Below are 14,441 nucleotides of genomic sequence, written 5' to 3'. Positions count from 1 at the left end.
ATAGCGGGCAATGGGATACGGTGCTGCATTTTCACGTTCATCACGGAGCCGAAGTAGTCAAGCCGATTGCCGATTACTGGCCCGATGACGTTGAAAATCAGGGCTACGGCATTTTAGTCCGGTATTCGATGGCTGGGGCGGAACGCTATTGCCAAGACGCCAAAGTGGCGGATACGACGGGCGATGCGGCTTTTACAGCTAAAATCGTCGACGAAGCGATACGGACGATACTCGGCGAATCCAGAAAATCGATGTTTGCTCCGGACCGAGCCTTAATGGAAATGGGCTTGGATTCCTTAGACTTGTTGGAACTGCGCAGCCGGTTAAGCAAACAATTGGGTTTGCAATTAGAGCCCATGTTTTTCTTTTCCTACGGCACGGCCAATGCGATCAAGGCTTACTTTAACGGCGATTTTGCGAAACCTACGGCAATGCGTCCATTGCTCGGTCTTACCGAATCCGTTGCAACGGAAAAGCTAACAGCACAACAGCGGCCGTTCGACGTCGCGATTGTCGGCATGGCTTGCCGCTTTCCTGGCGGCGTTCGTTCGGCCGATGGCTTTTGGCAGTATTTGCGCGCCGGTTTGCATGGTATCGGCCAAGTACCGCCGGAACGTTGGGATTACCGGTCCTACCAGCCCGATGCCAATCCGTACGGCGGTTTTATTGACGATGTCGATCGATTCGATGCCGAGTTCTTCAATGTGACGCCGCGCGAGGCGCGTTTAATAGACCCTCAACACCGTTTATTATTGGAAACGGCTTGGGAAACGTTCGAGCAGGCGGGGATTAATCCGCGGTCGGCTCAACAGACCGGGGTGTTCGTCGGTTTATCAGGGCACGATTACGAGTTGCTGGCGGCCGAAAGAAATCGGGATAGACATTACGACGTCTATCATGCCATCGGTAATTCAGCGGCGATGGCCGCTGGACGTTTGGCTTATTTTTTCGGATTTAACGGCCCTGCCGTCAGTGTCGATACCGCCTGTTCCTCGTCGTTGCTGGCGGTCCGGCAGGCTTGTGAAAGCTTGCGTCGCTCCGATTGCCGTTTGGCGTTGGCCGGCGGCGTCAACTTAATGCTGGCGCCCGATTTGACGATGGCCTTTTCCAAAAGTGGCATGCTGGCAGCCGACGGGCGTTGTAAAACCTTTGATGCTGAGGCGGATGGCTATGTGCGCAGCGAAGGTTGCGGTTTAGTGTTGTTAAAACCGTTGGCCGATGCCGTTCGCGATAGGGACCAGATTTTCGCGGTCATTAAAGGCGGCGCCGTCAACCAAGACGGCGCGAGCAACGGCATTACCGCGCCGAACGGTTTGGCGCAGGAAGCGCTGATGCGGCAAGCCTTGATTGATGCCGAGCTACCGGCTGTGGCGGTTTCGGTGTTGGAGGCGCATGGTACCGGAACGCCACTAGGCGACCCTATCGAGATAGCGTCGGTCGCGAAAATATACGGCGAGGGCCGGACGGCGGACAATCCCCTGGTGATAGGCTCCGTTAAAACCAATATTGGCCACACCGAAGCGGCGGCCGGCGTAGCCGGATTGATTAAATTGTGTTTGGCGCTGAAACATCGATTCATCCCGCCGCATCTGCATTTCAAACACCTCAATCCGCGCATTCCGTTGGCCGAAATTCCAGCTACGGTACCGTTGGAAGGCATGGATTGGCCCAAACAAGCCGACAGACCCAGAACCGCAGCGATCAGTGCGTTCGGCTTTAGCGGCACCAATGTGCACATGATTATTGCCGAGGCCGAGGAAACCGAAAGCCCGGAGGCTATAGATTTAGCCTGCGTATTGCCGTTATCGGCGCAAACGCCCGAGGCCTTGCAAGCGCTGGTTCAAGACTACAAGCAATACCTAACGGCGGGTAAGTCGCTCAATTTGTTGAACATTGCCGCGACTGCGGCAACCGGAAGACAGCATTTCGGTCAGCGATTGGCGGTTGCCGCGGCCAATAGCGAGCAGTTGCTGGAGAAATTAAATCATTGCGACCAAGCAGGCTATTCGATACGCGCTCGACCGGAAACGGCGTTTTTATTTACCGGGCAAGGCGCGCAATATTTGCAAATGGCGCGGGGACTTTATGCTAGCCGTAGCTATTTCCGGCAGGTTTTCGACGAATGTTCCGAATTGTTCGCCGCTTATCTGGATTGCTCTATCGTGGACGTATTGTTCGGTGAAGACGGTTCCGAACCCAAACTGCAACAAACGGGGCTGACTCAGCCGGCATTATTTACGCTCGAATATGCGTTGGCCAAACAATGGCAGCAATGGGGTGTCGAGCCGGACGTCATGATAGGCCACAGCATCGGCGAATATGTCGCAGCGTGCTTGGCGGGGGTGTTCGACCTGAATCAAGCCGTCATGCTGGTGGCCCAGCGCGGCCAACTGATGCAGGCATTACCGGCCAACGGCAAAATGGCGGCGGTCAATTGCCGGCAAGCGCAATTGGCGCCTTTTCTGAATGCCGGCGAAGACGTGGTGATCGCTTGCTTCAACGCCCCGGAGCGGCTGGTGGTATCCGGTTCTGCAAGCGGCGTGGACTGTTTATTGGAACGCTTAACCCAAGCCGGTTTTTCCGCAAGCGAATTAAAAGTGTCTCATGCCTTTCATTCGCCGTTGATGCTGGGGGCTTTGCCCGAATTCAGCCTGGCCTTGGCACAGGTTCAATTCAATCAACCGGCGATACGAATCATTTCCACCTTATCGGGGCAGGAGGTGAGCGATCAGATGAGTCATGCCGATTATTGGTTGCGGCAAATCGTCGAACCGGTCGATTTTACCGGGGCAATCAATGCCTTGCGCCTTACCAGTCACGAGCAAGTATTGTTGGAAGTCGGACCGAGAAGCGTATTGACGAGCTTGGCCAAGCAAGTCGCCGGCCAAACGGAAAATATCCTGTGCTTGCCGGCCTTGGATCCTGGCGTGGATGACGATCTTAGGGTGGCCGAAAATGTCGGCCGTTTTTACGAGTTAGGCTTGAACATTGATTGGCAGGCGTTTTACCGCAGTCTGCCGTATAGCAAGGTTTCGTTACCGACCTATCCGTTTCAGCGACAACGCTATTGGCTTGACGACGTTTATCAGACCAAACCGGCGGCATTAAGCGCCGCCTATTGCCATCCGTTGCTGGGCCAGGCTATTTCCTCGCCGCTGGCTGACGAATATCAAGCCAGTCTGGGTTTAAGCGACTTGGCTTGGTTGGCCGGCCATGCCATTGACGAGGAGGTCATCTTGCCGATGGCCGCTTATCTCGAAATGGCCGTCGCGGCGGCGGGTACCGGGCTGGCGTTGAAAGAGATTGTCGTCGCTAAAGCCTGCGCCGTTTCCGAAACCGCTTTGACGCTGCATACCGTCAAACAGGCCGATAACATTACCATTTACAGCCGCCAAGACGGCGATTGGCGGCAACATTTCAGCTGCTCGGTTGCCGCCGTAGAGAGCCGCGAGACCGGCGACAGGCGTTTGGATACGCTCCAAATACAAGGGCAATTGCAAACGCTATCCAAGGATGATTTTTACCGGCAACAAGCGCTACGCGGTTACCGTTTCGGCGGTTGTTTCCAAAGTTTGGAACAACTCTACCAAGGCCGGGATAGTGCGTTGGCCTATGCGTCTTGCAATCAACCGGGCGCCGGTTACCGCCTGCATCCCGTATTGCTCGACGCCGCCATTCAATGCGCCTTGATGTTGCTGCCTCGGGACGGGGTTCAGCGTTACATGCCGTTCAGTATCGAGCGCTTTGCCTTATGGGGCCAGCCCGGCTCGGCATTATGGAGCTTGGCGAAGCTCGTAAAGCGCTACGACGATGCGCTATTGGTCGATATCGACATTTACGACAGCGAAGGTTTAGCGATTGCCGCCCTCAACGGTGTGATGCTGAAACGGGTCGCCGCGCGAGCCGCTCAAGCCAGCCTAGCGATCATGGACGGGCTCTATCGAATCCAGTGGCAACACCAAGAAGCCGCAGCGGGTAAGAGCGAGGTGATTAGCACCTTGCGGCAAGAGTTTGCGCAGGGACTAAGCTTCGAGGCCGTCAAGGGCACCGGCGGCCGCTTGAATCAAGTCGCGGTGGGATATTTTCTGCAGGCCTTGGAGCAACTGGGGATGGAACCTTCACGGGTCTATGCCGACAGCGCCGACTTGATGGCGAGCTCTGGCGTTCAGCGGCGTTTTAGCCGTTTGTTCGAGCGCATGCTCGCCATTTTGCGTGAAGCCGGCTGCATCGACGTGGTCGATGGCGGATGGCGTTTTCGGCGGACTTTGCCTTCATCGGCTAGGGCGTTGGCGGAGCGGTTACGGCTGGAGTATCCGGCGCTGGCGGCGGAAGTCGATTTACTGGCCCGTTGTGGCGAACAACTGGCATCGGTTTGGCGGGGCGAACGCGATCCCTTGCCATTGATTTTTCCGGCGGATAATCCTTCGGCGATTACTGATTTTTATCGGCACTCGCCGTCGTTTGCCGTGCTGAACCAAGCCTTGGCGGTTGCCGTTGCCCAATTGGCGCGCGGCACGGCAACGACTAATGCTTGCCGCATCTTGGAAATCGGCGCGGGAACCGGGTCGGCGACTTACCATATTCTGAACGCCCTGGAAGCTGAGCGATGCCGCTATACCTTCACCGACGTCTCGCGTTATTTTACCGAGCAGGCCAAACAAGCCTTTGCCGGCCACGTGTTCGTCGATTACCGAATCTTGGATATTGCCGCCGATCCGCAAGCACAGGGTTTCGCGGCTCAGTCTTTCGACATCGTCATTGCTTCCAATGTGTTGCACGCCACGACCGATTTGCATCGCACTTTAAGTCATTGTCGGCAGTTATTAGCCGGCGGCGGACATCTAGTCTTACTGGAAGGCGTGGAAGCAACGCCTTGGATCGATGCGGTATTCGGCCTGACCGAGGGTTGGTGGGCCTTTAACGATAACCTGCGCCGGGATTATCCGTTATTGAATAGCCGGCAATGGCAACAGGCCTTGCAAGATTTGGGTTTGGAGGCCGAATGCTTGGTCGCGGATCATCAGGATGCGCCATTTAAACAAGCCTTGGTGTTGGCTTCGGCTCCGAAGCCGGTCGCGAAGACCTGGTTGGTGGCGGGCGATCAAAACGGCTTGGCCGAGCAATTAAGCCGGGTGCTGGAACAGCAGGGCATAGCTTGTTTTCGATTGGTTGAAGGCGAACAATTTAAACCGTTATCGGCGAAGCAGTTTCAAATTAACCTAGAGCAAGCCGACGATTACGGACAAGCGATAGCCGCCATCGAACGTCGCCAGCGCATTGATATCGTGGTCAACTGCTGGCCTTTGTCGTTATCGGCCGCGGAGTCGCGGTCTGGCGAACTGCTGATGGAGAACACGCGTTTTATGAGTGTCGGCGCCTTGGCCTTGATTCAAGCATTTCTGGCCGGCGAGCGCCCGCCAAGTCTTTTGTGCCACGTGACTCGGCACTCGCAAAGCATCGATCAACAAGACCAAAGCACTTGCCCGGAAGCAGCAACCCTATGGGGGATCAATAAAGTCAGCTTGTTGGAACACCCCGAATTGAACAGTGTCGTTGCCGATCTTGACGATCAGCCGGCCAGTGCCGCGTTGTTGATACAAGACTTGTTGCAAGGTGCGCTGGAATCGCAGCAGGTTTACCGGAACGGTCAACGTTTCGTGCCCAGACTGGCGGCGATCGACCAACGGAACGGCGCGGAAAGCCAGCGTACCTGGCGGGTAACCGAAGCCAATGCAGGCGCTATCGATGCCCTGCGACTCGTGGAGGTGGCCAAAACCGCGCTAGGGCCGCATCAGGTGGAAATCAAGGTTCAGCACGCCGGACTGAATTTTATCGACGTCATGGATGTGCTGGGTTTGCTGCCGTTCGAGCGCGAAGGCCTGGGCATGGAATGCGTCGGGGTGATTAGCCGTTGCGGCGCCGAGGTTGTCGATTTTAGCGTCGGACAGCGGGTGATCGCCCTGGCCGAAGGTGCGTTTACCGATGAACTGATCGTCGATGCTTTTTGCGTCGCCGCATTGCCGGACACGATTCCTTCTTTGGCGGCGGCGACCCTGCCGGTCGCTTTTGTGACCGCCAGCCACGCCTTACTCCAGGTAGCCAAACTGCAGCCCGGACAGCGGGTGCTGATTCATGCCGCGGCGGGCGGTACCGGCATGGCGGCGGTACAAGTCGCCTTGGCGGCCGGCGCCGAAGTGTATGCGACGGCCAGTGTCGCCAAATGGCCGCAAGTGCGGCAGTTGGGCGTCGAATTAGTGATGAATTCCCGCGACCTGTCGTTCGTCGAGCAAGTCAAGCAGGCAAGCGGCGGCGAAGGCGTCGACGTTGTATTCAATAGCCTGACCGGCGATTTTATTCCGGCGGGCTTGAGCTTGTTGAAAGCGGGCGGTTGCTTTTTAGAGATCGGCAAGCGCGAGCTTTTGACGGACGAACAGTTGGCGGCCTTGGCGCCGGCTGTCGATTATCGGCCGGTCGATGTCAGAGTCTTATGCCAAAGCCAGCCGCGGATAATTCAGCAATTATTGCAAACGGTTATCGCGCATATCGAACGGCAAACCTACCGGCCCTTGCCCTATACCGGCTTCGAGTGGCCGCAAATGCAACACGCTTTCCGGTTCATGCAGCAGGCCAAACATGTCGGCAAAATCGTGTTGACCAACCAAGCCAATGTCGACGATTTCGTTTGCGATGCCAACGCCAGTTATCTGATCACCGGTGGCCTGAAAGGGCTGGGTTTGTATAGTGCGCGGTGGTTGGTTGAAAAAGGCGCCAAGCGGCTGTTTTTGCTCGGGCGCTCCGTGCCTACCAAAGCCAACGAAGCCAAAATAACAGAACTGCGGGCTCGGGGTGCCGAGGTTGAAGTCTTGATTGCCGACGTCAGCGACGAGGCGGCCATGCAGGCGGTTTTTCAGCGAATCCGGCAAACCGGCAGACCGTTGAAGGGGATCGTGCATTCGGTTGGCGTGTTGAGCGATGGTGCGTTACGACAACAAAATTGGCAACGTTATCGGACGGTATTGGAGCCGAAAATAACCGGCGCATGGCTATTGCACCGCCTCAGCCAAGCGGACAATTTGGACTTTTTCCTGATGTATTCTTCGGTGGCCTCTTTGCTCGGTAGCGCCGGGCAGTCTAACCATGCCGCCGCCAATGCGTTTTTGGATGCGCTTGCCGCTTACCGGCGGGCGCGGGGCTTGGCTGGACAAAGCATCAATTGGTGCGGCTGGTCGGAAATTGGTTCCGCCGCCGAACTGAAGCTGAGCGACCGGATTCGCAAGGGCTTGGCCGACATTTCGCCGGCGCAGGGTGGGCTGATTTTAAACGAAGCCCTAAAGCGCAACGAGGTTCAACTGGCGGCCTTGCCCATTGATTGGCCGGTATTCCTGGCGGATGCACCGATGCGGGAGTTTTTTGCGGCCTTCGGTACGGCGGCTCCCGCCATTGAAACGGTGCCGGTTGCAAATTCCGGACAATTCGATGCGCAGGCGCTGCGGCGCTTGAGCGAAGCCGACCGCGGCCATAAGCTGAAACAGTTTCTTACCACGGAGTTGGCGGCGGTATTGGGGATGGACGTGGCGCAACTCAATGCCTTGAGTCAACGCCATTCCGGCTTTTTCGATCTGGGGCTGGATTCGCTAACCTCGGTGGAGTTCAAAAACAAGATCAATCAAGGCTTGGCGGTCAAATTGCCGGCGTCGGCGATTTTCGACTTTCCGACGATTCAAGCCTTGAGCGGCCATTTAATGACGCTGCTGGCAAACGACGAACGGGTTGCCGGGACAACCGAAACGGCCGGCGACGAACTGGAGGGGCTGTCCTTGGAACAAGCGGCTGAATTACTGGCGAAGGAATTAGGATAAATATGGCGAGTACCGAAGCCCCCGATTATCAGCAATTGGTCAAAAACGCTTTAGTCGAAATTCGAAGGCTAAAAGCCACTATCGCCGAATTGGAGCAAAACCGCGAACAGGACGACATTGCCGTCATTGGCGCTGCTTGCCGCTTTCCGGGCGGCGATGCGGACGCGCAAGATTTGGACGCCTTTTGGCAGGTCTTGGCCGACGGTATCGATGCCGTTAGGGAGGCACCGGAGCAGCGTTTGAGCAAAGCGCAATTTTACGATCCCAATCCCGATGCCGCCGGTAAAATCCTGAGCATTCAAGGCGGATACCTCAACGATATCGATCAATTTGCCGCCGAGTTTTTTTATATTTCGCCGCGCGAAGCCGACAGTCTCGATCCGCAGCAACGCCTGTTGTTGGAAAGCCATTGGCGGGCGTTGGAACAGGCCGGTATTCCGCCTTCTTCGTTAATGGGCAGTCAAACTGGGTTGTTCGCCGGTATCTGCGGCAACGATTATTACCATCTGCTGGCCAGCCGTGACTATCGCGAAATCGATAGTTATATGGCTTCCGGCACCGCGCATAGCACCGCCGTCGGCCGCTTGGCCTTTTATTTGGGGACGCAAGGGCCGGCGATTGCCGTCGATACCGCGTGTTCCTCGTCGTTGGTGGCGATTCACTTAGCTTGTCAGAGTCTGCGTGCCGGCGAATGCCGATTGGCCTTGGCCAGCGGCGTCAACGCCTTATTGGCGCCCGAATTCAGCATCAATTTTTCGCGAGCCGGCATGCTGTCGCCGGACGGGCGATGCAAAACCTTCGACGATGGCGCGGACGGTTATGTGCGCGGTGAAGGCTGCGGTGTCGTGGTTTTGAAAAAATTGGCCGATGCCCAGCGCGACGGCGACAAGGTCTTGGCGGTGATCAAGGGTTCGGCCACCAACCAGGACGGCCGCAGCAGCGGTTTGACCGCGCCCAACGGTAGCGCTCAGCGCCAAGTGCTGAAACAAGCCTTGCAAGCCGCCGGATTGCAAGCCGAACAAGTCGCTTATGTCGAAGCGCACGGTACCGGCACCAGCTTGGGCGATCCTATCGAGATCGAAGCCTTGCACGCCGTTTACGGCAGCCGGCGGCAAACGCCGTTGACGATCGGTTCGGTGAAAAGCAACATCGGCCATCTGGAAGGGGCGGCCGGTATTGCCGGCTTTATCAAGACCGTGTTGATGCTGCAACACCAAAAAATTCCCAAGCAATTGCATTTTCAGCAGCCGAACCGGCACGTCGATTGGCAATCCATGAATCTGACGGTCAGCCGGCAATTGGCCGATTGGCCGGTCGAGCAGGGCCAGCCGAGGATTGCCGGCGTCAGTTCCTTCGGCTTTGGTGGGAGTAACGCGCACGTTTTGGTCGCCGAAGCGCCGAAACAGGCGCACGAGGCTGCCGTTTGCCGCCATCGCCGGCAGCTATTGACGCTGTCGGCGCGGACTCCGCTCGAATTGCGCGCGCTAGCACAGGCTTATAGCGACTATTTGTCGGCCAATCCGGGCTTGGAGCTGGCCGACTTTTGTTATACGGTCAATGTGCGGCGCGATCATTTCGCCTATCGGCTGGCCTTGCCGTGCACCAATATGGCCGAAGCGGTCGACGGTTTGCGAAGCCTTAGCGAAGGCCAAGCCGGCGAGGAAAGACGCATGGCCTTGCTGTTCACCGGCCAGGGCGCGTTTAACGGCCCGCTTTTAGACGTGTTCGCCGATTTGCCGTTGTTTGCCGATGATTTCGCTGCCTGCGAAGCGGCATTTGATCGGCAAATGGGCGTTTCCTTGCGCGAATTGCTGTTTACCGAGCAGGGCGCGGCGCGGTTGGCATCGACGGAGTATGCCCAACCGGCCTTGTATTGTTTTCAAGTGGCTCTGGCTAGGACTTGGTTGGCCTTGGGCGTCGAAGCGGATTATTTGCTCGGCCATAGCGTCGGTGAATATGCAGCTGCTTGTTTGGCGGAGGTATTCAGCTTTGAAGACGGTTTGGCGCTGATCAAGCAGCGCGGTCGGCTGATGGCGGCGCTGAGCGAAGAGGGCGGCATGCTGGCGGTGTTGGCCGAGGCCGATAAAGTCGGGCTCGCCTTGCAAGAATGCGGCAGTAGCCTCTGCGTCGCCGGCTACAACGGCAAAACCAATACCGTGGTATCCGGCGCCAAACACGAACTGCACCGCTTCAGCCGTTATCTGGAGCAGCAAGGGATGGCTTATGCGGTCTTGAACGTCGATCGCGCCTTTCATTCGCCGCTGATGGCGCCGATGCTTCGGGAATTCGCGGCTAGCGCGGCCGGCATCGCGTATCGGTCGCCGACTAAAAACATTATTTCCACGCTGACCGGTCAGTTAATCGGTGCGGAAATGGCGAGTGCCGAGTATTGGCTGAAGCAGATCAGCAGCCCGGTGTTGTTTAGCCAAGCCTTGGCCGAGTTGGTCGCCAACGACGTGGATGGGATGTTGGAAGTCGGACCGCAAAACGTGCTGAGTAAATTGGTACAACGCGAATACCCGGACGGCCGGGTTAAGGCCATCAGTTCCCTCGATAGCCGGCAAGCCGACGGCGGTTTGCTGGATACGCTGGCGGCGCTTTATCGCGGCGGGTTGAAGATCGATTGGCAGGCTTATTATCAGGATTTTAAAGGCCGTCATTTGAATGTGCCGGCTTATCCTTTCAGTAGGCAGCGTTACTGGTTTAAAGCCGCGCCGAGAACGGCCGCGCAAGCGCCGGCCTTGCATCCTTTTTTGCAAAACCCATTCGAAACTGCGGATCAGCCGGAAAAGCAAGTCTTTAGCGCCGTTTTGCAAGCCAGCCATCTGGCTTTCCACCGCGACCATCGTTACCACGGCAAGCTCTTGCTCCCCGCCGCCCATTATTTGGAAATGGCGGTTGCGGCCTTGGGCGGTCTGCCTTGCCGTATAGCGCAGGTGAGTTATCCAGCGCCATTGCTATTCGACGAGGAGCAGGCGGTGAGCCTGCAATTATTACTGACGGCCGATGCCGACGGCTACGCTTGCGCTATTTATGCGCGTTGTGTGGATGATTTACCCTGGCAATGCCATTTTAGCGCCAGGATAGAGACGCTGAATCAAGCGGCTGAATCGATGTCGCCTATCCCGGTATTCAACCAAGGTTTGGATGTCGAGCGCTATTACCGGGCCATGGCCGAGCGAGGCATCGATTTCGGTCCGGCTTACCGCTTACTGGACAGCCTGTCCGCGCAAGACCAGCAGGCGCTGGGCAAGATCAAAGCCGCCCGGCGAGACAGTGCTTATTTTCTTTATCCGCCGATGCTGGATGCGTGTTTCCAAGTGGCGGGCGCTTTGCTGCCGCAGGACCAAGAAACCTATGTGCAAACGAGTCTGGTGTCGCTGACGTATTACCGGCCGATAGGCCAGGGCGATATCCATGCGCACGCACGGTTAACGGGTGTCGAAGCAGGGCAATGGCTTTTCGATATCGATGTTCTGGCCGAAGACGGCGAGACTATCGCCCGCATACAAGGTTTGGGCTTAAAGCGATTGCCGTCCAATCGGCAAGACGGGCTTTTTTATAAAACTCAATGGCAAGCCGTCGCTAACCCGAGCGACGAGATAAACCCCGAGGCAAGCGCGGCTTGGTTGGCGCAAATTGCCCAAGGCCCCGAGCAATACTGGCCGCAGCCACAAGGCATAGCCGAAAACCAAGCCGAGGTTTTGGAAGCCGAGGCCTTGAATTATGTGCTGAAAGCCTTGCAGGATTTGGCGTTTCCGTACCAAGTGGGTGAAGGTTTCGAATTGGCGCAGTGCCTGCGGCAATTAGGGGTTTTACCGCGTTATTCGAAGTTGCTGCAGCGCTGTTTAACGGTGTTAAGCCAAGCGCAATATTTGAGTCTGGAACAGGAGCAATGGCGAGTCTTGAAGCCGCTGGTCGCCGGGCCGGAACAGAGTTCGATAGCCAGCGGCATTGAATGGCAACTGCTCAGGCAATGCGGGCGGGATTTGGCCGGCGTATTAAACGGCAGCATCGATTTTCTGCCGTTGCTGTTTCCGGAAAACAGCAACATTTCCGCCGCGACTTTATATAGCCAAGCGGAAGGTTTTACGATTTTGAACCGTAGCGCGGTTCAGGCCTTGGACGGCTGGTTGGCGTTAATCCCCAAAGGCCGCAAATTAAGGGTCTTGGAAATCGGCGCCGGTACCGGCGGCACGACGCGGCATCTCTTGCCGCTGTTGGCCGGCAGGGTCGATTTCGAGTATCGCTATACCGATTTGTCGTCGGCTTTTTTTAGTTCGGCCGAAGCAAATTTCGCCGGCTATTCGCAGCTTAAGTATCAAACCTTGGACATCGCCAAAGACCCTGTCAGCCAAGGTTTTGCCGAACATGAGTTTGATTTGGTCATCGCCGCCAACGTCGTTCATGCCACTGCCGATTTGCGCCAGAGCCTGTCTCATGTCCGGCAGTTGTTAAACGATCAGGGCGTATTGCTGTTGTTGGAAGGTTTACGGCCCCGGCTGTGGGTGGATTTGATTTTCGGGTTGACCGACGGTTGGTGGGCGTTCAACGATCAACGGCGCCACGCGAATTATCCGTTATTGGATCAAGACGGCTGGCAGGGTTTATTGAGCGAAACCGGATTTGCGTCGACTGCCTTCATTACCGCGCCGTTAGACGCAACCGAACGCCTATGCCGGCAAAGCGTGATTTTGACTCAGACGGCGCGAATCCGCGGCCGCCATTGGTTGATCGTCGACGATAAGCAAGGCGCGGCGGACCGGTTGGCTGAGTATTTAATCGCGCGTGGCGATCGTTGTACCAGGCTAGAATACGGCCAAGCGTTTTCTCAACACGACGACGCTTCGTGGACTGTGGACCCATTCCAACGCCGGGATTTCGAACGCGTGCTGGAACATTGGTTTGAGCCTGAAGAAAATGGCCAATATGCGGTGCTGGTTTGTTCGGGCCTGGACGGCGTTATCGACGAAACCAGCGACAGTCGGGCGGTGGAAAAAACGCTGGCTATCGTTTGCGCCGGCACTTTGCATTTGTTGCAGGCCTTAGGGGCGGCGTCTATCGGATTACAGGCTTTCAATGTGCTGACCCAAGGTGCGCAGCCGGTTGTCGACGGCGACTGTCCGCAAGCCGCAATGGCGGCCTTGTGGGGCATGGTCAGAGTCGCCGCCAAGGAATATCCGCGGCTTCAATGCCGCTTATTCGATTTGCAAGCAGGGATGGACTTGGATTTACCGACTTGCCAACTGGTTTGCCAAACCGATGCCAAGGCCGAATTGCAAAATGCTGTGCGAGACGGGCGGCTATTCGTGCCGCGTTTAGTGTCTTGCCTTCCCGGCGGCAATCAGCCTTTGACGATACGCGAACAAGGCGTTTATCTGGTGACCGGTGCATTCGGCGGCATGGGCTTTAAGCTAACCCAATGGTTGATCGAGCAGGGCGCCAAACACTTAATCTTGTTGGCAAGAACGGCACCGTCCGCGGCAGTGAAGCAAGCGCTGGACCAAGCGGCGGCGGGGAGCGTCGAGATCCATATCCAAGCCGTCGACGTCAGCGATTACGACGCTTTGCGTCGGGCGGTCGATGTACCGGGTCGGCAAGGCTTGGCCGGTATTTTCCATAGTGCCGGCGTGTTCGCCGATTGTTTGCTGCAAGACTACGATTGGCAGGTGTTCAGCAGCGTTTTTCCGGCCAAGGTGGCGGGCGCTTGGAATTTGCATAGGCTGAGTCTGGAGCTTGAAAGCTCTCCGGATTATTTCGTGCTGTTTTCTTCTTCGGCGTCGGTATTGGCCGCCGGCGGTTTGGCCAATTATGTAGCCGCCAACGCCTTTGTCGATGCCTTGGCGGCTTACCGGCGTCGGCAAAATCTGCCGGCGCACGCTATCAATTGGGGGGTCTGGCAAGATACCGGCATGGCGGCGGCGGTCAACGATATTCGCCGCCAACAATGGCAAACGATGGGCGTCAAGCCGATGGCGACAGATACTGCATTGGCCGCGATGCGGACCGCGATCGAATCCGACGACGCCAATCTGGCGATTATCGACATCGACTTCGATCGCTATGCCGGCAATCAAGATCACGACGGTTATTTTCAAGCGCTATTGAGCCGCCGGGAACAGGGGCAGGCGCAGGCGACCAAGGCCGCTTCTAACGGCGGGGAATCTATTGTGTCTTTGTTGCGGCAAAACCCCGATAGTCAGCGGGAAGTCATGCTGGAGCATGTCAGTCGCTTACTCGGGTCGGTATTGGGGATTGCCGGCGACATCGACGCTAGGCGCGGATTTTTCGAGCTGGGCATGGATTCGTTGACGGCGATGGAACTGCGCAACCGCTTGCAACGCGAGTTCGAACCGCCGTTGGATGCGACCTTGACCTTTAAATATCCGACCTTGTCGGCGTTGGCGGATTATCTGTTGAGCTTGCTGGTGGATACTAGGCCCAAGCAGGAAGAGCCGAGCGCCGAGCCTGTTGCCGACGCAAAAAACGCGATAAACAGCGAGGAGCCGATATTATCCTTGGACGAACAATTAGCCGATATAGACCGGTTTTTGGAACACTTCTGAATCATGTCGGCAGACA

Annotated in this window: 2 protein-coding genes; both read left to right on the top strand. The window is 56.7% G+C overall.

What is annotated here, in order from left to right; translation table 11 throughout:
* Window positions 1-20: 20 nt before the first annotated feature.
* A complete protein-coding gene (locus tag A1355_RS11195) occupies window positions 21-7,859 on the top strand; it encodes a type I polyketide synthase (RefSeq protein ID WP_064028048.1) in 7,839 nt (2,612 codons plus the stop codon).
* Between the two features lie 2 nt (window positions 7,860-7,861).
* Complete coding sequence (locus A1355_RS11190) at window positions 7,862-14,425, top strand: type I polyketide synthase (protein ID WP_064028046.1); 6,564 nt, start codon at window positions 7,862-7,864, stop codon at window positions 14,423-14,425.
* Window positions 14,426-14,441 lie beyond the last annotated feature (16 nt).

The sequence above is a fragment of the Methylomonas koyamae genome, assembly GCF_001644025.1.
Taxonomy (GTDB): Bacteria; Pseudomonadota; Gammaproteobacteria; order Methylococcales; family Methylomonadaceae; genus Methylomonas; species Methylomonas koyamae_A.
The sequence above is the reverse complement of the archived record's forward strand: the minus strand, read 5'-3'. Positions and strand labels throughout refer to the sequence as shown.